Source organism: Bradyrhizobium archetypum (assembly GCF_013114835.1).
GTDB classification, from domain to species: Bacteria; Pseudomonadota; Alphaproteobacteria; order Rhizobiales; family Xanthobacteraceae; genus Bradyrhizobium; species Bradyrhizobium archetypum.
The window spans coordinates 696,316-716,244 of sequence record NZ_JAAVLW010000004.1 but is presented as its reverse complement, the minus strand read 5'-3'; the positions used below and the strand labels follow the sequence as shown (position 1 = coordinate 716,244).

The 19,929-nt window shown below is 61.5% G+C and carries 18 protein-coding genes; 12 read left to right on the top strand and 6 right to left on the bottom strand.

Features of this window, described 5'->3' with window-relative positions; translation table 11 throughout:
- The first annotated feature begins 16 nt into the window (after positions 1 to 16).
- A complete protein-coding gene (locus HCN50_RS16135; protein WP_171710615.1) occupies positions 17 to 2,989 on the top strand; it encodes an FAD-binding and (Fe-S)-binding domain-containing protein in 2,973 nt (990 codons plus the stop codon).
- On the top strand, positions 2,986 to 3,414 hold the full coding sequence (locus tag HCN50_RS16130) for a GlcG/HbpS family heme-binding protein (RefSeq protein ID WP_171710614.1): 429 nt from the start codon (positions 2,986 to 2,988) through the stop codon (positions 3,412 to 3,414). The genes HCN50_RS16135 and HCN50_RS16130 overlap by 4 nt, the downstream gene beginning before the upstream one ends.
- Positions 3,415 to 3,492: 78 nt before the next feature.
- Here the strand turns inward: HCN50_RS16130 and HCN50_RS16125 are convergent, their stop codons facing one another.
- Positions 3,493 to 4,014 (bottom strand): D-glycero-alpha-D-manno-heptose-1,7-bisphosphate 7-phosphatase, encoded by a 522-nt coding sequence (locus HCN50_RS16125; RefSeq protein ID WP_171710613.1) that lies wholly within the window; start codon positions 4,012 to 4,014, stop codon positions 3,493 to 3,495.
- A 322-nt stretch (positions 4,015 to 4,336) separates the two neighbouring features.
- On the opposite strand from HCN50_RS16125, the gene HCN50_RS16120 reads away from it, so the two are divergent.
- Complete coding sequence (locus HCN50_RS16120; protein ID WP_171710612.1) at positions 4,337 to 4,543, top strand: hypothetical protein; 207 nt, start codon at positions 4,337 to 4,339, stop codon at positions 4,541 to 4,543.
- 95 nt (positions 4,544 to 4,638) lie between these two features.
- On the opposite strand, the gene HCN50_RS16115 is transcribed toward HCN50_RS16120, so the two are convergent.
- The 5 genes from HCN50_RS16115 to HCN50_RS16095 all read right to left on the bottom strand — a co-directional run bounded on the left by HCN50_RS16115 (position 4,639) and on the right by HCN50_RS16095 (position 10,877).
- Positions 4,639 to 5,421 carry an enoyl-CoA hydratase/isomerase family protein gene (locus HCN50_RS16115; RefSeq protein WP_171710611.1) on the bottom strand — a complete coding sequence of 261 codons (783 nt, stop codon included), beginning with the start codon at positions 5,419 to 5,421 and terminating at the stop codon, positions 4,639 to 4,641.
- 72 nt (positions 5,422 to 5,493) lie between these two features.
- Positions 5,494 to 7,590 carry a molybdopterin oxidoreductase family protein gene (locus HCN50_RS16110; RefSeq protein WP_171710610.1) on the bottom strand — a complete coding sequence of 699 codons (2,097 nt, stop codon included), beginning with the start codon at positions 7,588 to 7,590 and terminating at the stop codon, positions 5,494 to 5,496.
- A gap of 84 nt (positions 7,591 to 7,674) precedes the next feature.
- The gene (locus tag HCN50_RS16105; protein WP_171710609.1) at positions 7,675 to 8,427 is read right to left on the bottom strand and encodes an SDR family oxidoreductase; all 753 of its coding nucleotides are present in this window, start codon (positions 8,425 to 8,427) and stop codon (positions 7,675 to 7,677) included.
- Between the two features lie 6 nt (positions 8,428 to 8,433).
- Positions 8,434 to 9,813: an MmgE/PrpD family protein gene (locus tag HCN50_RS16100; protein ID WP_171710608.1), complete on the bottom strand. Its 1,380-nt coding sequence runs from the start codon at positions 9,811 to 9,813 to the stop codon at positions 8,434 to 8,436.
- Positions 9,813 to 10,877, bottom strand: a complete 1,065-nt coding sequence (locus HCN50_RS16095; RefSeq protein ID WP_171710607.1) for a substrate-binding domain-containing protein — start codon at positions 10,875 to 10,877, stop codon at positions 9,813 to 9,815. Before HCN50_RS16095 ends, HCN50_RS16100 begins: the two co-directional genes overlap by 1 nt.
- A gap of 174 nt (positions 10,878 to 11,051) precedes the next feature.
- Between HCN50_RS16095 and HCN50_RS16090 the strand changes: the two genes are divergently transcribed.
- From HCN50_RS16090 to HCN50_RS16050, 9 genes are all read left to right on the top strand, one after another.
- On the top strand, positions 11,052 to 12,029 hold the full coding sequence (locus HCN50_RS16090; RefSeq protein ID WP_171710606.1) for a Bug family tripartite tricarboxylate transporter substrate binding protein: 978 nt from the start codon (positions 11,052 to 11,054) through the stop codon (positions 12,027 to 12,029).
- Positions 12,030 to 12,055: 26 nt separating this feature from the next.
- Complete coding sequence (locus HCN50_RS16085) at positions 12,056 to 12,526, top strand: (2Fe-2S)-binding protein (protein WP_171710605.1); 471 nt, start codon at positions 12,056 to 12,058, stop codon at positions 12,524 to 12,526.
- Entirely contained in the window at positions 12,523 to 14,658 is a 2,136-nt protein-coding gene (locus HCN50_RS16080; protein ID WP_171710604.1) for a xanthine dehydrogenase family protein molybdopterin-binding subunit, read from the top strand. Before HCN50_RS16085 ends, HCN50_RS16080 begins: the two co-directional genes overlap by 4 nt.
- Positions 14,658 to 15,365, top strand: a complete 708-nt coding sequence (locus tag HCN50_RS16075) for a molybdate ABC transporter substrate-binding protein (protein WP_171710603.1) — start codon at positions 14,658 to 14,660, stop codon at positions 15,363 to 15,365. The genes HCN50_RS16080 and HCN50_RS16075 overlap by 1 nt, the downstream gene beginning before the upstream one ends.
- Positions 15,366 to 15,481: 116 nt before the next feature.
- Positions 15,482 to 16,201, top strand: coding sequence for a GntR family transcriptional regulator (locus HCN50_RS16070; protein ID WP_235976990.1), 720 nt, complete (start codon positions 15,482 to 15,484; stop codon positions 16,199 to 16,201).
- Between the two features lie 47 nt (positions 16,202 to 16,248).
- Positions 16,249 to 17,250 (top strand): TRAP transporter substrate-binding protein DctP, encoded by a 1,002-nt coding sequence (gene dctP, locus HCN50_RS16065; RefSeq protein WP_171710601.1) that lies wholly within the window; start codon positions 16,249 to 16,251, stop codon positions 17,248 to 17,250.
- Positions 17,251 to 17,271: 21 nt separating this feature from the next.
- The gene (locus HCN50_RS16060; RefSeq protein ID WP_311968056.1) at positions 17,272 to 17,871 is read left to right on the top strand and encodes a TRAP transporter small permease; all 600 of its coding nucleotides are present in this window, start codon (positions 17,272 to 17,274) and stop codon (positions 17,869 to 17,871) included.
- A 5-nt stretch (positions 17,872 to 17,876) separates the two neighbouring features.
- Positions 17,877 to 19,166 (top strand): TRAP transporter large permease, encoded by a 1,290-nt coding sequence (locus HCN50_RS16055; protein WP_171710600.1) that lies wholly within the window; start codon positions 17,877 to 17,879, stop codon positions 19,164 to 19,166.
- Between the two features lie 33 nt (positions 19,167 to 19,199).
- Positions 19,200 to 19,886 carry a cyclase family protein gene (locus HCN50_RS16050; RefSeq protein WP_171710599.1) on the top strand — a complete coding sequence of 229 codons (687 nt, stop codon included), beginning with the start codon at positions 19,200 to 19,202 and terminating at the stop codon, positions 19,884 to 19,886.
- Positions 19,887 to 19,929: the final 43 nt, after the last annotated feature.

Below are 19,929 nucleotides of genomic sequence, written 5' to 3'. Positions count from 1 at the left end.
TCACTTTGGATTTGGGATGAAAAACGCCTCAACGCTCGAGCGACGTCTGCGGTCAAACCTGACGGGCGATGTCCTGTTCGACGCCTTCAGCCGCGGCCGCTACGCGACTGACGCCTCCTTCTATCAAATCCTGCCCCTCGGCGTGGTGGTTCCCAGGACCATGGACGAGGCGCTGCAGGCGCTTGCGATCGCGAGGGATGAAGGCCGAATTGTCACCCCGCGCGGCGGCGGCACCTCGCAATGCGGGCAGACCATCAACGACGGCATCGTTGTCGACTTCTCCAAACATCTGAACCGCATCCTCTCGCTGGATGTCGAAAGCCGGACCTGCGTGGTCGAGCCCGGCATCGTGCTCGACGACCTCAACCGTGAGCTGAGGAAGCACGGGCTCTGGTTTCCGGTCGACGTCTCCACGGCCTCGCGCGCTACCATCGGCGGCATGGCCGGCAACAATTCCTGCGGCGGACGCTCGCTGCGCTACGGCACCATGCGCGACAACACATTGTCGATGGACGCGGCGCTGGCCGACGGCACCCTCCTGCATTTCGGCGAGGTGCCGCGGGATCTGGCGCAAGTGAACTCGCCGCAGAGCGGCCTCGCCCTGTTCCGCGACATGCTCGATCTCGGCGCGCGCGAGGCTGCCGAAATATCCGAGCGTTTTCCGAAGGTGCAGCGTCGCGTCGGCGGCTACAATCTCGATGCGCTGGTGCCACGTAATGCGCCGAACAACATGGCTCACCTCCTGGTCGGCTCCGAGGGCACGCTCGCCTTCACGACGCAGATTGCACTGAAGCTGTGGCCGTTGATCCGCAACAAGGTGCTCGGCGTCTGCCATTTCGGCAGCTTCTATGAAGCGATGGACGCCGCCCAGCATCTGGTGAAGTTACGGCCGATCGCCGTCGAATTGGTCGACCGCACTATGATCTCGCTCGGCCGCGAGATTGCGATGTTCAGGCCCGTGATCGAGGCGACCGTGCACGGCGATCCGGATGCGCTGCTGATCGTCGAATTTGCGGAAGAGGATCAGCCCGATAATTTGCACAGGCTGAAGCAGCTTTCCGAATTGATGGCAGATCTCGGCTTCGGCTGGAACCATCCGCAACGCAAATGGGGTGGCGTCGTCGATGTCGTCGAGCCCGCGACGCAGACGGCGATTGCGGATTTCCGCACCTCCGGCCTCAACGTCATGATGTCGATGAAGCAGGAGGGCAAACCGGTCTCCTTTGTCGAGGACTGTGCCGTGCCGCTGCCGCATCTCGCCGACTATACCGAGCGGCTTAATGCCATCTTCGCCAAACACGGCACGCGCGGCACCATGTATGCGCATGCCTCCGAAGGCTGCCTGCATGTGCGACCAGTCCTGAACCTGAAGCTCGAGAAGGACGTCAAGGCGATGCGCGCCATTGCCGAAGAGGCCTTCGAGATGGTGCGCGAGTACAAAGGCTCGCACTCCGGCGAACATGGCGATGGATTGGTTCGTTCCGAATTCCACGAAGCGATGTTCGGCTCGCGGATCGTCGCCGATTTCAGGGAGGTCAAGCAGCGCTTCGATCCAGATAATGTGCTCAATCCCGGCAAGATCGTCGATCCGCCGAAGATGGATGACCGCTCGCTGTTCCGCTATCGGCCGGATTATCGCGTTGGCGAGCTGAAGACCGTGCTCGACTGGTCGGACTATCCCGGCGCCGGCGGCGGCTTTCAGGGCGCGGTCGAGATGTGCAACAACAACGGTGCCTGCCGCAAGCTCGAGGGCGGCGTGATGTGCCCGTCCTACCGCGCGACCCGCAACGAGAAGGACGTCACACGCGGCCGCGCCAATACGCTGCGGCTGGCGATTTCGGGGCAATTGGGACCGGATGCACTGGCTTCCGACGAGATGATGGAGACGCTAAAGCTCTGCGTCTCCTGCAAGGCCTGCCGCCATGAATGTCCGACCGGCGTCGATATGGCCAAGATGAAGATCGAGGTGCTGGCCGCGCGCGCGGCAAGGCACGGCCTCTCGCTGCGCGACCGGCTGGTCGGTTATCTGCCGCGCTATGCCGGTCTGGCGTCCCGGTTTGCGCCCATCGCCAACTGGCGCAACCACAGTCCGCTATTGCGCGCGCTGTTCGAGAAACTAGCTGGCATCAGCGCAAAACGCGCCCTGCCCGCGTTCCGCCGCTACGTGTTTGCGACGGACGTGGAAGCTTTCGGCCCCGCCGATAGCCGCGAGGTCGTGCTGTTCGCCGACACCTTCAACCGCTACTATGAGGGCGAGAACCTAACGGCCGCCCTGCATGTTCTGGTGGAGGGCGGTTACCGCGTGCATCTCCCGAAGCCCGCAGACCGCGGCCGTGCGCTGTGCTGCGGACGGACGTTCCTCTCGGCCGGCCTGGTCGAACAGGCCCGCAGCGAGTTGAACCGGCTGGTCGCGACCTATGCGCCGTTCGCCGCGCGCGGCGTGCCGATCGTCGGGCTGGAGCCAAGCTGTCTCCTGACGCTACGCGACGAATTGCTCTCGCTTCGCTCGGACAATGACGCCAAGAGCGTCAGCGCGCACGCCTTGCTGTTCGAGGAATTCCTGGTTCGTGAAGCGGAGGCCGGCCGCCTGAAGCTGCCGCTCGGCGCGGTGCCGGTGAAAGCGCTGGTTCACGGCCACTGCCACCAGAAATCATTCGGTGCGTTCAAGCCGGTCGAAAAGATCCTTCGCCTGGTTCCCGATCTCAGCGTCGAAACCATCGAGTCCAGTTGCTGCGGCATGGCCGGCGCATTCGGATACGGCGCCGATACCTATCAGGCTTCGATCGAAATGGCCGAGCTGTCGTTGCTGCCCGCAGTGCGCCGTGCCGACGCCGCCACGCTGATCGTCGCCGACGGCACCTCCTGCCGGCATCAGATCAAGGATGGCACCAACCGTGCAGCACTGCATGTCGCCCGGGTGCTCGCGATGAGCCTCGACAGCGCGCGGCCCCAACGATCAATCCCCGCTGAGGAAGGAACTGATGCATGACTGAACTCACGCTCGACGTCGCCCGCAAGATCCTCGATGCCGCTCTCGCCAAGAGTGTCGAGAAGAAACTGAAGCCGCTGGTTATCACCATTCTCGATGCCCGCGGCTGCGTGAAGGTCACTGCCGCCCAGGACGGCACCAGCTTGATGCGAGCCGAAATTGCGCACGGCAAGGCTTATGGCGCGCTCGCGATGGGCATGGGATCGCGCGCGTTGTTCCAGCGGGCCCAGGAGCAAGCTTATTTCGTCGGCGCGGTGAATGCGCTGGCACAGGGACGCCTGGTGCCCGTGCCGGGCGGCGTGCTGATCATGGACGGCTCGATATTACTCGGCGCAGTCGGCGTCAGCGGCGACACGTCCGATAATGACGAGACTTGCGCGATCGCCGGCATCGAGGCCGCCGGATTCAAGGCAAATGCGGGGTAACCGGGTTGGGATCGCGGCCCTAGCAAGCGAGCGCGGAGTGTTCTCCGCGCCGGCGAACGTCGACCGACACATCTGATGTTACGACGAATGCAGATCCTTTAGAGCCAATATCGATTTCAAAAACTCCGCCAAGTTGTGCCCCGAAAACAGATACCCTTTTATGCCAGCAGCCTGCGCTGCTTCTAGATCGGTGGGCTTGTCGCCTATCAGAATGCTGCGACTGACATCCACCGGAAAGCGCTCGACGAGATCATTGATCATCCCTGGTGCAGGCTTACGTCGAGGGCTTACCCGACGATATCGCTCTATCGCCGCCTCGGGATGGTAGGGGCAATATTCGAATGCATCTATGTGCGCTCCGATCTTGGCGAGCTCATTTTCCATCCACTTATGCAACGCTGCTACGTGAGTTTCCTCGTAAAGACCTCTAGCAACCCCGGACTGGTTAGTAATCACGAACACAAAATATCCGGCATCATTGGCAACCTTGATCGCTTCGCGTGCTCCCTCAATCCATTTGAGCTGACTAATCTCGCAAACATAGCCGTAGTCCTCATTGAGTACTCCGTCTCGATCAAAGAAAATCGCTGGTCTTTTCATTTCATCGCCTAAGAAAAGCAGGAAAGGATGGCTGGTTCATTTACCCGAGGGAGCCCCCCTCGGGAATGAGATTTCAAAGTGCGATGAAGCTGGAATAGCGCGCAGCGATAGCACTATCCGAGCAAAACTACTTCGGCGGGATACAATGTCCTTGGTGGCCCAAGCCGTTCGACGGTGGCACGAGACGGACAAACCGGCGAAGTCGCTGGACAGAGATGCCCCGGTGTTGTCCGTGAGCCGCTGTGGAACCGTCCCAATCACGACAGAATTGGGCTTAGGTTCCATTTCAACATGTTCCCGTGCATCACTATTTCGAGTGCCTATGCGTACCCTCGGTATCTTCGCGATCGTCATCGCTGTAGCCCTTGCCTCACTCTCGATCATTTTCGTCGGACTGGCTCACGACAACGAGTGGTCGGGCGGCCCCGCCTGCTCGATGGCGGCGAGCCTTTGCCGCCAGCCGTCCCTCCTTGCCATCCCAGTATTGGCGACCATGGCTTGGGGCCTGATGTTGATGACAGAGAAGTAAAGCCGTTCCTGCGGGCTCGTGAGCCCCGACGGCATCAGCCTCCATTCCTCGCGTGGTCGAAGGCGCAAGCTTGCCGTCGCGGACTTACAACCGGGCTATTTGCCGGGCCACGCCGGCTTTCGCTTCTCGCTGAAAGCCTTCAGCCCCTCCTTGGCGTCCTCGGTCATCGCGAGCAGCGCAATCTGGCTTTCGGTATAGGCGATGCTTTCGTCGAACGACATCGAGGCGATCGCCCGCATCGCATATTTGCCGCGCCGGATCGCAGTCGGCGACTTGTCGACGATGCGGCTGATCAGCCACTCCACCTTCGCGTCAAGTTCGGCCGCCGGCACCACGTAGTTCAGGAGGCCGGCTTCCTTGGCGGCATGCGCATCGAACGGCTCGCCGGTCAGCGACCATTCGCTGACCAGCCGCTTTGGTGCGATCGATTGCAGCAGGCTCAATACCTGCATCGGGAACACGCCGACTTTCACCTCGGGCAAACCGAACATGACGTGATCAGCGGCGACCGCCATGTCGGTCATGCACAACAGACCCATGCCGCCGGCCATACAGACGCCCCCCACCCGCGCGATCGCGGGCTTGGTGGCATTTTGCGACAGCCGCAACAAATCGGCGTAATCGACATTCGGCCGCGAATAGTCCATCGCAAAGGCAGCACCGCTGTTCTGCAGGTCGGCGCCGGCGCAGAACGCCTTGTCGCCCGCCCCTGTCAGGACGATGACCCGGACGTCCTTGTCGTCATGCGCCTCGCGATAGCCACGGGCGATGCCCGCGACCACATCGGCATTGATGGCGTTGCGCTTGTCCGGCCGGTTGATGGTAATCCAGAACGCCTGCCCGCGCTTTTCGTTTATCACACTCGTCATGTCGGTCATGGTCCCGCTCGCCTGTTTTGCCGTGGGTTGGCAAGCATTTGCGGCAGGATAGCGGTGAACTGCAAGCGGGAACTAGACTGCGGACGCAGCCTTCTTCACCCATACCTTGTTGTCATGGAATGCCGCCCCGCCGACCGGAGCAACCGCTTCGGCCCCGGTCAGCATATTGATGCCGCGGCCGCCGATATGGGATTTGTTCGGATGGATCGACTCGGCAATCAGCACGCCGCGCCGCAGACCATCAAATAGTTTCGCAGTCAATGTGGTTTCGCCTCGCCTATTGCCAAGCGTCACGGCATCGCCGTCCGCGATCGAAAGGGCTGCCGCGTCCTCGGGGTGCATCATCACCGTCGGCGCGCCCTCGCGGGCCTGCGATCCCGGTGTCTCGTTGAAGCTGGTGTTGAGATAGCTGCGCGACGGCGAGGTGGCGAGGCGGAACGGATGTTTCTCGTCCGCTTCCTCGATGATCGTCCAGTGATCGGGCAGCGAGGGCATCTCGGCCCATGGACCCAGGCCCGGATTGCCGAACGGGGGATTCGCCCAGTCTGCCTTGAAATGAAATTTCTTGTCGGCGTGCGCGAAGCCGTCGAGGTAATGCGAGGTGCGAAAATCCGGTTGGATATCGCGCCACAGATCCGCTTCCAGCGTCTCGATATCACCGTGGCCGCTCTTCTTCAGCGTCGCGTCGATCAGTTCGCGCGGCGTCATCTCAAATCCCGGATGCACGGCATTGAGGCGGCGGCCGAGGCCCTGCAGCACCTCGTGGTTGGAACGGCACTCGCCGGGCGGATCGATCAGCTTCGCGCCCACCGAAATATGCTGGTGGCCGCCGCCGTAATAGAGATCGTCATGTTCCATGAACATGGTGGCGGGAAGCACGATGTCGGCCATGACGGCCGTTTCGGTCATGAACTGCTCGTGCACCGCGACGAACAGATCCTCGCGCGCAAAGCCCTGACGCACCAGTGCCTGTTCCGGCGCGACCGTCACGGGATTGGTGTTCTGGATCAGCATCGCCTTGACGGGCGGCCCGCCCTTCAGAGCCTCAGCATCTCCGGTCAGGATGCGGCCGATCTTGGATTGGTCAAGCCAGCGCGTCGATCGATCGATTGCGTCGTGGCCCTCGATGATGGACTCGTTGAACCGCCAGATCGCGGCGTTATTGAAGAAGGCGCCGCCGCCTTCATACTGCCAGGCACCTGTCACGGCCGGGATGCACAGCGCTGCATGCATCTGTGCGGCGCCGTTGCGGCTGCGGGTAAAACCATAACCGAGACGGAAGAACGTACGTTTGGTTTGGCCGACGAGACGGGCGAACGCCTCGATCTCCTCCACCGGCACACCCGAGATCCGCGAGGCCCATTCGGGCGTCCGCGTAGCCAGATGCGCTTCCAGCTCGTCAGGACAATCGGTGTAGCGCGCCATATAGGCGCGGTCAGCATAGCCCTCGCGGAACAGCACATGCATGACGCCGCACGCAAAGGCGCCGTCGGTGCCCGGCCGAAGCAGGATCTTGATATCAGCCTGCTTCATGGTGTCGTTATTGTAAATGTCGATCGCCGCTATCTTGGCGCCGCGCTCCTTGCGGGCGCGCGACGCGTGCGTCATCACATTGACTTGCGTGTTTACCGGATTGGTGCCCCAGATCACGATCAGATCGGAGACGCCCATCTCGCGCGGGTCGACGCCGGCGATCTTGCCGGTACCGATGGAAAAGCCGACACGCGCGATGTTGGCGCAGATGGTCGAATAGAAGCGCGAGTACTTCTTCACATGCGACAGGCGATTGATGCCGTCGCGCATGACCAGCCCCATCGTACCGGCATAGTAGTACGGCCAGACCGATTCGGCGCCGAATTCACGTTCAGCCTGATCGAAGCGCGCGGCAATTTCGTCGAGCGCTTCATCCCAGGAAATCCGCGCGAACTGGCCCGAGCCCTTCGGTCCGGTGCGGCGCATCGGATGGAGCAGCCGGTTGGGATGATGAATGCGCTCGGCGTATCGCGCGACCTTGGCGCAGACGACGCCAGCGGTATAGCTCTGCAGCTTGGAGCCACGAACCCGACCGATCGAGCGGCCGTCGATCACCTCGATATCGAGCGCGCAGGCCGACGGGCAATCGTGCGGACAGGTGGAGTGGCGGATGTCGACCTTGGCATGCTGGTTCATGCGATTCTAAGTAACATCAAACACCGCGGTCGCCGAGGGCTTTGTCCGGCAGCACGTCTGCAAAAAACAGCCTTTAGCTATGCATCAGGCGCCCAAATAGGCACCGCCATTGGCGTGAATCGCCTGCCCTGTGATATAGCGCGCGCCGGGTCCGCACAGAAAACGCACGGTTGCAGCAACGTCTTGCGGCAGCCCGCGATTGCCGGTGATGGTCTGATGGATCAGATGATGTGCCGGCTCTGGCCTTTCCTTCGGCCGCGGCGTGCCGATCAGGCCGGGAACCACGCAATTCACGGTGATGCCGTCGTCGGCGAGGTCGTGCGCCAGCGCGCGAGTAAAGCCGATGATGCCAGCCTTCGCCGTCACGACATGCGCGCGATTTTTTGCTCCTGTATGCGCGCTAAGGCCTCCGATATTGACGATAGTCCCCACGCCGGACTTTCGCAGCGCCGGCAGGCACGCTTTCACGCAATGAAATGTTCCATCGAGGGTTACGTCGAGGATCTCGCGCCATGCCGCGTAGTCCATCTCGGCGAACGGCTTTTCGCAGCGCCGCGCGGCGTTATTGACGAGCATATCGATACGGCCGAACTGCTTCACGGCAGCGTCCGCCATCGCTTGCACCGCAGCAGCATCGGCGACGTCGCCGATATGAACCATCGCTTTGCCGCCCGCAGCTTCGATCTCACGGACGACGACTTCCGCCTCGACGCGATTGCTGCGCACATTCACCACCACGGACGCACCGCCTTCCGCCAATGTCAGGGCGATCGCGCGGCCGATATTGCGGCCCGCACCGGTGACGACAGCGACTTTGCCGGCGAGTTCTTTGGTCATGAGCCGCTACCCACGCAATGAGGAAAGATCGATCCGACCGTTATGTAGCCCCGCCATCAGTTGCAGCGCCGCATCGCTTTGTGTAGCGCTCCAGCCGCCATGTTGGGCGTTGAGCCGAAATTTTTCGACCACGTCCTGCCGGGTCAACGGCTCCTGCGCGCCGCCCCGCAGATATGGCTGCCGCTCTTCAACTACTCCGCCATCCCTGAGTATGGCCCGGATGTGGCCGGTGTAGTTGTTCGGATAGGGATTATCCGGATCGATGACGAACTTCACCTTGGCGGCGAGCGCCAGCACGCGCGCATCGCGGATCGCGCTTTCCGCGAACGCGCCGAGCCCGACACCGCCATGAACGAAACCGCTGGCCAACAGGTAAGGCACCGCGAACTTGGCCGCATAGCCGTTGCGTGGACGCTGCTTGTTGGCGAGTGGCTCCCATAAGCGGTGCACGGTCGCCTCCGCCACCTCGCAGACAATCTCGGTGACATCCTCGGGTTTGATGCCGCGCGCGGCCAGGCGTCGTGCGCAATCAATATAGGGCTGCGCCATCGTCCCGCATGGATAAGGCTTGAACGCCAGCGTATCCATCACCCATCGCGTACCGAATTGGCCGGTTAACGCTTCGTAGTCACCTTGGGTGGTGTGTGCAAAGCCATGGAACAGGCCATGCACACCCTCGAAAACCGTGCGTGGCCCGACAAACCCTCCCCGCGCCAATAGCGCCGCCCGGATGCCCGATTGCGCCGCCCAACCCGCATGCAGCCGTTTGGTCCAGGCGCCTTCCGCCAAATACTCGATGATCCCGCCAGCCATGCTGCCGGCGACGCCGAACGCATCCACGATCTGCTTCGCGTTGAGGCCAAGCGCGGCGCTGACACCGGCCGCCGCACCCATTGCGCCGAAGACCGCTGTCGGATGGAAACCTGCCTTGTGAATAGCCTTCGGCACCACGAGACTCAATCGGCAGAGCACTTCGGCGCCGATCGCGATTCCGATCAGCGCCATGCGACCATCCGGATTGTGCCGCTCGCAGGCAGCGAGCACCGCCGGTACGATCACGGCACCGGCATGCACCGGGCCGCCCTCGAACGTGTCGTCGAAATCCTCACCATGCGCGGCTGCCCCGTTGACCAAGGCGGCACCGGCCGCATTCATTGTGCGCTCGTGCCCGATCGCCGTGCAGGGCCCGTCATCGTCGCAGCCCGCCAGCACGCTTCTGATGTAGTCCTCGTTGCGCGCGGTGATGCATAGACCGACCACGTCGATCAGCAGGTCCTCGCATTTGCGCGCGGTCGCTTCCGGCAACGCGCCGGGCCTAAGTTCGACAATCTTTTCGGCGAGCGTTTCGGCGACCGATGTCCTGGGCAGTCCGGGGACCATCTCCATCAGACGCGGAAAATTTTTGTGTAGCGCGCCTTGATGGCCTCGCTTTCCTTTTCCACCGCCGCGGCATCGTCCTTCATGGTTTTGATGTCCTTGAGCGGCTTGCGGCCGGCCTTCTCAACTGTTTGAGAATGCACCGAGCGGAGACCACCGACATCGATGATAAGCTGCTGGGCTTCCCGGCTGAGGCTGAAGGACTGGAACAGTCTTGCAGCATTTGGATTGGGTGCATCCTTGAAAATACCATTTGGTCCGATAATCAGTGGCGAGCCTTCCGTGGCATAAACCGGCTCGACCGGACGGCCCGCCTCCTTCATCTGGAAGATGTTGTATTCGTTGCCGTCGGCCATCACCGCACGCTCGCCGAGATCGAGCTTCTTCGGCGGATCGGCCGATGACTGCACCTGCATAATGTTCTGCTTGGCCAGCTTCTCGAAGAAGCTCCAGCCGAGATCGCGCTGCATCTGGTAGGTCGCGGTCATGATGGTACCGCTGTAGCCCGGATGCGCCTTGACGATCTTGCCCTTCCACTTGGGATCGAGTAGGTCGGCAAAACTCTTCGGTGCCTCCTCCGCCTTCACCAGATTGGTGTTGTAGGCGATGATGCTGAGCCAGACGCGGAAGCTCGCAAACTGGCCGTCCGGGTCCTTGTGCTCGGCCGGATAGAATTTTGCCACGTCTTCCGGCACGTAAGGCGCCAGAATGCCGTCACGCTTCCAGACGATGAAATGCGCGGCATCGGACGAGTTCACCACGTCGACGGCGTGGATATTGCTGGAATATTCCTGCCCGATGCGTTGGAACACACGCTCGGCACCGGTGCGTTCGACGCGGACTGAGATGCCCGGATATTTGGCCTCGAACGCCTTGGCCAGCTTTTCGGCAACCGGAAGATCGGTGGAGGTGTAGTAGATGACCTTGCCTTCCTTCTTCGCCGCTTCGATCAACGCTGGGGTCACTGCTTCCGGCGGCGGTGCGGCCGCCATCACGCGGGTGGAAAATGCTGCGCCTGCGAGAACAGCGCCGGTGCCCTTGAGCAGGTTGCGTCGCGACATCGAATTCTTCATTGGCGCTCCCAACTATCGCTTTGTCGAGCCTTCTTCGGGCTCGCTCCGGCTCGGTCTGATACGCCCGAGATTATCTTTTATTCCGAGGACGCGCAGCCAGTCTTTCGTCGACAGCCCGTTCCCATTGCAGCTAAACTTGCGGAAAGAAATAAAACAAGCGTCAGGGGATGGGATATGACGGGCCCAAAGATCGCATTGGCTCTGGCCGCAACTCTGCTCGCAATATTGCCCTCCAGTGCGCCCGCGCAATCCCAGGACTATCCGTCGCGGCCGGTGAAGGTGATCGTCCCCTTCGGCGCCGGCGGACCGGCCGACGTTACCGCCCGCCAGATCGGCAACATCCTGCAGGAAAGTTTCGCTCAGCCTTTCGTGGTCGAGAACCGCACCGGCGCGGGCGGCGTGATCGGCACGCAGGAAGCCGTCAAGTCGCCGGCGGACGGTTATACGCTGCTGATGATGTCGAATACCCAGACGGCGAATGAATCGCTCGTTCCGCAGCGCAAATACGAACTGATGCGCGATCTCGCGCCGATCGCACCGGTCAACTATTCCGACCTCGTCATCGTGGTACATCCTTCAGTGCAGGCGAAGACGCTGCAAGAATTCATTGCCCTTGCCAAATCGCAGCCTGGGAAATTGAACTACGCCTCGTCAGGCCAGGGCACGCCGTATCACATGGCAGGCGAGCTGTTCAAAGCCATGGCCGGCATCGATGTCGTGCATGTGCCCTACCGCAACAGCGGTGAGGCGCGCAGTGGCGTGATCGGTGGCCAAGTTCAGATGATGATCGATGCGGTTCCGGCGATGGCACCTAACGTCGCTGAAAATCAGGTCCGCGCGCTGGCTACGACCGGCAAGACACGCTCGACCGTGCTGCCCAACGTGCCGACGGTGATCGAGGCTGGCATTTCCGGTTACGAGGCTACCATCTGGCTCGGCCTGATGGCGCCCACCGGCACGCCGAAACCGATCATCGACAAGCTCAATGCGGCCGTGAATGCGGTGGTGAAACGGCCCGATGTCGTCAAGCTCTGGACCCAGCAGGGCGCGGTTCCGATGTCGATGACGCCGGAGGAGTTCGACAAATTCCTGCGCAGCGATATTGTGAAGTGGGCGGAAGTGGCCAAGAAGTTCGACAAGCCGCCGCAGTAGCAGGTCGCGAGAGAAAGTCAGTTCTCATGCCGAGCGTTCGATTTCGCCTCAACGGGGCCGAGACGGATATAGATGCCGATCCCGACCGGCCATTGCTGGATATTCTGCGCGGGCAGCTCGGCATGACCGGACCGCATTTCGGCTGCGGCGCCGGCGAATGCGGCGCGTGCAACGTCATCGTCGACGATCGCGCGGTGTCCGCCTGCGATACGCCGCTCTGGTCGGTGACGGGCAAGGATGTCACGACAATCGAAGGGCTGGGAACGAGCGAGCGGCCACATCCGCTGCAGCGCGCCTTCATCGCCGAGCAGGCCCTGCAATGTGGCTATTGCGTTTCCGGCATCCTGATGAGCGCAGCGGCGCTGTTGAAGCGCAATCCATCGCCAACAAGCCGGGAAGTCAAGGAAGCACTTGACCGCAACCTCTGCCGCTGCGGCTCGCATAATCGCATCGTGCGGGCGGTGCTGCGCGCGGCGGAAGAAATGGCGGCAGGATGAATCAGCAGCCCGCCCCCTCCCCGTCAGCACTGCCGGCAAGCCTGGCGGCGAACCCGAAATTGTCGACGTGGCTGAAATTCTCCAGCGACGGAAAGGTCGCGATCTCGCCCGGAAAGGTGGAGATCGGCCAAGGCATCGTGACCGCGCTGGCACAGATCGCCGCGGATGAGCTCGACATCGATCTATCCCGCGTGCAGATGATTCGTGCATCGACTGCCGTCAGCCCCAACGAAGGTGTCACCTCGGGCAGTCTTTCCATCCAGCAATCCGGCCGCGCGCTACGTCACGTCTGCGCCGAGGTCCGTCGGATATTTCTCGAGCAGGCGGCCGAACGGCTGGGGATCGATATCGATGCGCTGGACATCGAGGACGGCACCATTTCAGGGCCGGGCAATGTGAGGACGAGCTACTGGGAGCTTGCCCAGGAAGTTTCGCTCGACCGCGACGCGACGCTGAGCGTGACGCCGAAGACTGTGGCGCGCCGCCTGCTGGCCGGCAATTCGATTCCGCGAATCGACATTCCGGACAAGGTGTTTGCGCGCCCACGCTTTATCCATGACCAGGCGTTGGTGGGAATGCTGCATGGCCGCGTGCTGCGGCCGGAGAATACGCGCGCGAAACTTGTCGGATTACGAGAGGACAACGTCAGGGCCGTCGTCGGCCTGGTTGCCGTCGTGCGTGACGGCAGTTTTGCGGGGGTCGTCGCCGAAACCGAGCATGCTGCGGAGGCAGCCCTCAATGCGTTGCGCAAGGGCGCGACCTGGTCCGATGGCGAGCCGCTGCCGGACGAAGACGACCTTGCAAGCTTCCTCAAAGCGCAGCCGTCCGAATCCACCGTCATCGGCGAGAAGACTGCGGCATCGCCCGGCACGGCTGCGCGAACTATCCGGCGGCAATATACCCGCCCCTATATTGCGCATGCGTCGATCGCGCCGTCCTGCGCAGTCGCTCAATGGGCCGGCGACCGCGTCCACGTCTGGACGCATAGCCAGGGCGTCTATCTGCTGCGCACCGATCTGGCGCTGGTCCTCAAGTTGCCCGTCGAAAACATCACGATCGAGCATATGGAGGGGGCCGGCTGCTACGGGCATAACGCTGCCGACGATGTCGCGCTCGATGCCGTGCTGCTCGCCAAATCCGCCGGCGGCCGTCCGGTTCGGGTCCAATGGTCACGCCAGGGCGAGATGTCGGATGCGCCGTTTGGCGCAGCCATGGTGATCGAGATCGAGGCCGATCTCGACGAGCGGGGCGAAATCATCGACTGGCGACATTCCATCTGGAGCAACGGCCATGCGGCGCGGCCGGGACGTGCGGCACAGCCCGCGCTGCTGGCGGCGTTCGAACTGGAGAACCCGTTTCCGCGCATAGTCTCTACCAATCCGCCACAAGCCAATGGCGGGGGTGGAGATCGCAACTCGATCCCGCTCTATGATTTTCCATCCTGGCACATCGGAAGCCACCGTCTGACGACCATGCCGATTCGTACGTCAGCGCTGCGGACGCTTGGTGGACAGGGCAATGTATTTGCGATTGAATCCATGCTCGATGAAATCGCCGTCGAGCGCGGCGAAGATCCGGTCGCGTTCCGATTGCGTCACTTGCGGGACGAGCGGGCCAAGGACGTCATCCGCGCCGCAGCCTTGCGCGCCGGATGGAAGCCTGAGAAGCGGCCCGGCATTGGGCATGGCGTAAGCTTTGGTCGTTACAAGAACACCGGCGCCTATTGCGCTGCGGTCGCCGAGATCGAGGGCGCCGAGGATATTAGCGTCAGGAAACTGACGCTGGCGGTCGATGTCGGCGAGGCGATCAATCCGGACGGCGTCATCAACCAGATCGAAGGCGGCGCCATTCAAGCCACTAGCTGGGTGTTGAAGGAACGAGTCCGGTTCGACCGGCGGCGCATTACCAGCACAAGCTGGTCGGAATATCCGATCCTGCGCTTCAGCGAAGTGCCCGAGGTCGAGGTGGAAGTCATCCAGCGGCCGGATATGGACCCGGTCGGTGCCGGCGAGGCCGCCCACGGCCCGGTTACAGCGGCCATTGCCAACGCCGTGTTCGACGCACTCGGCGTGCGGGTGCGTGATTTGCCCATCACGCGTGACAGAATTATCGCCGCGATGGAATTAACGTAATGAGCAGCCTGAATATCCTGAGCGGCGGCGCGGCACATGGTCTGGTCGGAAGCCTGGCGCCGACCTTCAAGGCTTTGACCGGATTCGACATCGCAGGCGAGTTTGGCGCCGTCGGCATCATGGCCGACAAATTGCGCAAGGGCACGTCGGCTGACATCGTCATCCTGACCGCGGCGCTCCTCGCCCAACTGGCAGACGAAAAACTCGTTGTCGCCGCATCGATTGCCGACATCGGCCTGGTCGAAACCGCTCTCGCCGTTCGCACCGGCGAGCGCCCCGCCGTGGTCAAAGATGCCGCCGGCTTGCGCGAGGTTTTGCTCACCTCCGATGCGATCTTCGTGCCGGACACCAAGACATCGACGGCCGGGATTCACGTTGCAAACGTCCTTCAACAGCTCGGCATCGCTGATGAAGTTGCCGACCGTCTCAGGATTTTCCCGAATGGCGCGACAGCAATGCGCGAACTGGCGGCGTCCGAAGCACGGCGCCCGATCGGCTGCACGCAATCGACCGAGATCATCAACACCAAAGGCGTAACCTTGTCCGGCTCACTGCCGCCGGGCTGCGAACTTGCAACCATGTATACGGCGGGCATCTCGACCGCCGCCGCCCACCCACAACAAGCCCAGCACCTAATCAACTTGTTGACCGATGCGGGGCAATATGAGCTGCGCACACGGTCCGGATTTATGAGCGGCCGGAGCTAGGCGAGCGCTGCAATTGGTGCACGACGCTCCACAGAGCTCGATTCCTAGTTGTCAAAGCCAATTCATATACTAATATATTAATCGAGGAACATATGCCCGCCCGCACTTCGAGAAAAATGGATTCAAAGATTCGCAGAATTGCCGCCGGCACCCGCCGCAGCGGCAGACCGCGCGCGGCGACGGCAGCGTCGAGGATCTATTCCGATCTGCGGACCGAATTGTTGTCGCTACAGCGTCGCCCGGGCGAGGCCATTTCGGAGGCGCAGATTGCGCTCACCTACGGGGTGAGCCGCACGCCCGTTCGCGAGGCTATTCTCAAACTCTCGGATGAAGGCCTGCTGGAGATCTATCCGCAGTCCGGCATATTCGTATCTCGCATTCCGGTCGCGGCGCTACCTGAGGCCATTATCATCCGCAAGGCACTGGAGGAGACCACCGCGCGGCTCGCCGCGGAACGCGCGACATCGAGTCAGATACTGGCGCTGCAGTCGATCCTGGAACGCCAGCGCGAGGCCAGCGCCGCTGGAGACAGCGACACGTTCCACCAGGCCGATGAAATGTTTCATGCTGCAGTCGCCGACGTCGCCGGCTATCCTGGTATCTGGAAATATATCCAGCAAGTGAAGGTTCACGTTGATCGCTATCGCCGGCTGACCCTGCCCCAGCGCGGGCGGATCGCAAAGGTGATCGTCGAGCACGAGGCTGTCTTGACTGCGATCGAGGCGCATGACGCGGAAGGTGCAAGGCGGGCGATGGAAGTCCACCTCGAAAGCCTTCTCGAGAACATCTCGGCTACTCAACACATCAATCCGGAGTATTTCGACGAGCAACCGTAGAGTCTGGGAAGACTACAAACCATAAACAAACATCAGGAGGAATTAACATGAAACGCCGCGACTTCATCAAATTGAGCGCAGGGCTCGGCGCCGCACTGGCGACCACCACGTCGCTATCATCAGCGTTTGCACAAACCAAAATGGTGCTGAAGGCATCGGACGTACATCCGCTGGGTTATCCGACGGTTGAAGCCGTCGTTCGGATGGGCAAGAAGCTGGAAGCCGCGACCAACGGCCGGCTGTCGATCCAGATGTTCCCCTCGATGCAGCTCGGCGGCGAAAAAGAAATGATCGAGCAGGCCCAGCTCGGCGCGCTGCAGATCGCCCGCATCTCGGTCGGCGCCGTCGGCCCTGTCGTGGACGACGTCAATGTTTTCAATATGCCGTTCGTCTTCCGTAATTCCAAGCATATGGAGAAGGTCATCGACGGCGAGATCGGCGACGAATTGCTCGCGAAGATTTCCGCCAACGAAAAGACCGGCCTGATCGCGCTCTGCTGGATGAACGCCGGCTCACGCAATGTCTACAACAACAAGCGGCCGATCCGGACCATTGCCGATCTCAAGGGCCTCAAAGTCCGCATGATGGGCAATCCGCTGTTCGTCGATACCATGAACGCGCTAGGCGGCAACGGCGTCGCGCTCGGCTTCGACCAGGTGTTCAGCTCGATGCAGACAGGCGTGGTCGATGGTGCTGAGAACAATCCGCCATCGTTCATGGCGCAGAACCACTACCAAGTGGCCAAGTACTTCACCATGACCGAGCACCTGATCATTCCGGAGCTCCTGGTGTTCTCGCGCATCTCCTGGCAGAAGCTGTCGCCGGAAGATCAGGCGCTGATCAAGAAACTTGCCAAGGAAGCGCAGCAGGAGCAGCGCGTACTCTGGTATGAGGCGGAGAACGCCGCCATCGAAAAGATGAAGGCAGCCGGAACCGAGATCATTACCGACATCGACAAGAAGCCGTTTCAGGAAGCCGTCAAACCGGTTTGGGACAAATACGGTGCGAAGTATGCGGCAATGGTAAAGCGCATCGAGGCGGTCCAATAGGACACGCCTCGCGAGTGAGGGGTGGCCGGATTCTTCGCTCCGGTCCCGTTCCTTGAAACCTCCTACGGGATAAGAAGGCTGTCATTTTCCGAGGTCAAAATGTCCAATTCTGCGGCCGGAATCTTCCGGCGTGTGAACGACGCTGTTTACTGGACCGGCGCCGGTGTCGGGTGTGTAGCGCTCGTGCTGGTCTCGGCGGTCATCCCGTGGGCCGTCTACACCCGATACATTCTCAACAGCGCCTCCTCTTGGCCCGAGCCGATGGCGGTTCTGTTGACCGTCGGCATCACCTTCATCGGCTCGGCCAACTGCTATCGCCAGCGCATCCACATGAACATGACGGTCGGAACCGATTTGCTGCCGCCACTGCTGCGCCGCGCCTCACTACTCCTCAGCGAAATATTGATGGGCGTGATTGCAATCTTCATGGTCATTTGGGGATTGCGGCTGGTCCGGACCACTTGGGATAATTCGGTCGACGAGTTTCCGTGGCTATCGGTCGGCATCACCTATCTTCCGATCGTAGTCAGCGGCGCCATGATGCTCCTGTTCGTCATCGAGCGCCTGACCATTGGCCCACCGCCGCGCGACGGCGCTGATGCTCACGTACCGGTCGAGTAATTGCCATGGATATCGCGGTTCTGCTTCTTAGTATGTGCCTGTTCTTCGCGATCGGCATGCCGATCGCCTACGCGCTGGCGCTCTCATCGCTTGTCGGTGCGCTCTGGATCGACTTGCCAGTTGGCGCGGTCATGCAACAATTTGCCAGTGGCGTCGGGAAGGTCTCGATGCTGACCATCCCCTTCTTCGTGCTGGCGGGCGCCATCATGGCCGAGGGCGGGATGGCCAGACGGCTGGTCGACTTTGCGGCTGTGGTCGTCGGATTCACGCGAATACGAGGCGGTCTCTCGCAGGTCAACATTCTCGCCACCACGATCATGAGCGGCATCTCCGGATCGTCGGTCGCCGACACTTCCGCGATCGGCTCCGTGATGATTCCGCAGATGGCCGCCAAAGGCTATCCGCGGGTGTTCGCAACCAACGTCACTATCAGTGCTTCGCTACAGGCCATCATCGTCCCACCGAGCCACAATTCGGTGATCTATTCACTGGCGACCGGCGGCGTGGTGTCGATAACCAGCCTGTTCCTGGCCGGTGTGCTCCCCGGCCTATTGCTTGGCTTTTCGCTGATGGTTCTCTGCCTGTTCTATGCATATCGCGACAAGCATCCCAAGGGGGAGCCTGTGCCGATCCGGCAAGCAGTCAAGATGCTCGGCGACGCTGTATGGGGGATCGTAACGCTAGCCATCGTCCTGGGCGGCATTCTCACCGGAGTCTTCACGCCGATCGAGGCAGGCGCGGTCGCCTGCGTCTGGGCGTTCTTCGTCACTATGTTCATCTATCGCGACTACAAGTGGTCCGAGCTGCCGCTATTGGTCTACAAGACGCTGCAAACTGTGGCCATGGTTCTGACGCTGGTCGCGACCGCCTCGTGCTTCGGCTATGTCGCCGCGCTGATGCAGATGCCGGCGAAGATGACCGAATTCTTCGTCGCCATATCGAGCAACAAATACGTGCTGCTGATGTGGCTCAACATCATGCTGCTGGTTCTCGGGACAGCGCTCGACCTCGCGCCCCTCCTGCTGATCTGCACTCCGATCCTGCTTCCCGTCGTGAAGAGCTTCGGCATCGATCCCGTCCATTTCGGCATCGTCATGTTGCTTAATCTGGGCATCGGCCTATTGACGCCGCCGGTAGGGACGACGTTGTTCGTCGGCTGCGCCATCGGCAAGGTTTCGGTCGACGAGGTGATGCGCGGCATCTGGCCATTCTACTACGTGATGTTTACGGTGCTGATGATCGTGACCTACGTGCCCTGGCTGTCGCTGGCGCTACCGAGGATGTTCGGGTTCTAGAAACAGACGCAGTTCGCGTCGCGGAGACTTCGCGTGAAGATCGTCGACCTCAGCCGGGAGCTCTATCATCGCACGCCGAGCTATCCCGGCCATCCGCCCGTCATGCACGGCGTCTGGAAGACCCACGAAGAATCCTTCGCCGAATCGGGCGATGTGCACGGGTTGGCGTCGATGTTCATCTCCATGGTGGATCACGCCGGCACCCATATCGACGCACCCAGGCATTTCGGCAAGAGCGGCATATCGATCGACCAGTATCCGCTGGAAAAATGCATCGTGCCGGGTATCTGCATCGACCTGCGCCACATCGCCCCGCGTGCCGAGATTACACCTGCCGATCTCGAAGCAGCCGTGATGAAGGCTGGCGTTCCGGTGCCGAAGAGCGGCACCGTTCTGCTCTGCACCGGTCACCACGAACGTACATTCCCCCGCATGGAATATGCGAGCGACAATCCGGGCGTGAACGTCTCCGCTACAGAATGGCTGGCGCAGCAAGGCATCGTGCATTTCGGTATCGACTCGATGCGGCCGGGCCCCGAGGGCAAGGTGAATGCACTCGTCCACAAGGCCTGCCTCGACCTGGATATCACTCACATCGAAAGCCTGTGCAATCTCGAAGCCTTGCTTGGCCGGGGCCAGTTCACCTTCATTGGCCTGCCGATGAAGTGGCGCGGCGGGACTGCCTCGCCGATCCGCGCAGTTGCGGTGTTTGACATGTGAGAAATCGGCTCGTGAGAACGGCCGATCCTGCCGCGGTCGATCC

What these genes read in the sequence shown, in the direction of transcription:
- HCN50_RS16070 (WP_235976990.1), top strand. Translation starts at nt 15,482, where the DNA reads ATGGATTCAAAGATTCGCAGAATTGCCGCCGGCACCCGCCGCAGCGGC.
- HCN50_RS16130 (WP_171710614.1), top strand. Translation starts at nt 2,986, where the DNA reads ATGACTGAACTCACGCTCGACGTCGCCCGCAAGATCCTCGATGCCGCT.
- HCN50_RS16085 (WP_171710605.1), top strand. Translation starts at nt 12,056, where the DNA reads ATGCCGAGCGTTCGATTTCGCCTCAACGGGGCCGAGACGGATATAGAT.
- HCN50_RS16075 (WP_171710603.1), top strand. Translation starts at nt 14,658, where the DNA reads ATGAGCAGCCTGAATATCCTGAGCGGCGGCGCGGCACATGGTCTGGTC.
- HCN50_RS16120 (WP_171710612.1), top strand. Translation starts at nt 4,337, where the DNA reads ATGCGTACCCTCGGTATCTTCGCGATCGTCATCGCTGTAGCCCTTGCC.
- HCN50_RS16090 (WP_171710606.1), top strand. Translation starts at nt 11,052, where the DNA reads ATGACGGGCCCAAAGATCGCATTGGCTCTGGCCGCAACTCTGCTCGCA.
- HCN50_RS16115 (WP_171710611.1), bottom strand. Translation starts at nt 5,421, where the DNA reads ATGACCGACATGACGAGTGTGATAAACGAAAAGCGCGGGCAGGCGTTC.
- HCN50_RS16135 (WP_171710615.1), top strand. Translation starts at nt 17, where the DNA reads ATGAAAAACGCCTCAACGCTCGAGCGACGTCTGCGGTCAAACCTGACG.
- HCN50_RS16100 (WP_171710608.1), bottom strand. Translation starts at nt 9,813, where the DNA reads ATGGAGATGGTCCCCGGACTGCCCAGGACATCGGTCGCCGAAACGCTC.
- HCN50_RS16055 (WP_171710600.1), top strand. Translation starts at nt 17,877, where the DNA reads ATGGATATCGCGGTTCTGCTTCTTAGTATGTGCCTGTTCTTCGCGATC.
- HCN50_RS16125 (WP_171710613.1), bottom strand. Translation starts at nt 4,014, where the DNA reads ATGAAAAGACCAGCGATTTTCTTTGATCGAGACGGAGTACTCAATGAG.
- HCN50_RS16080 (WP_171710604.1), top strand. Translation starts at nt 12,523, where the DNA reads ATGAATCAGCAGCCCGCCCCCTCCCCGTCAGCACTGCCGGCAAGCCTG.
- HCN50_RS16095 (WP_171710607.1), bottom strand. Translation starts at nt 10,877, where the DNA reads ATGAAGAATTCGATGTCGCGACGCAACCTGCTCAAGGGCACCGGCGCT.
- HCN50_RS16105 (WP_171710609.1), bottom strand. Translation starts at nt 8,427, where the DNA reads ATGACCAAAGAACTCGCCGGCAAAGTCGCTGTCGTCACCGGTGCGGGC.
- HCN50_RS16110 (WP_171710610.1), bottom strand. Translation starts at nt 7,590, where the DNA reads ATGAACCAGCATGCCAAGGTCGACATCCGCCACTCCACCTGTCCGCAC.
- dctP (WP_171710601.1), top strand. Translation starts at nt 16,249, where the DNA reads ATGAAACGCCGCGACTTCATCAAATTGAGCGCAGGGCTCGGCGCCGCA.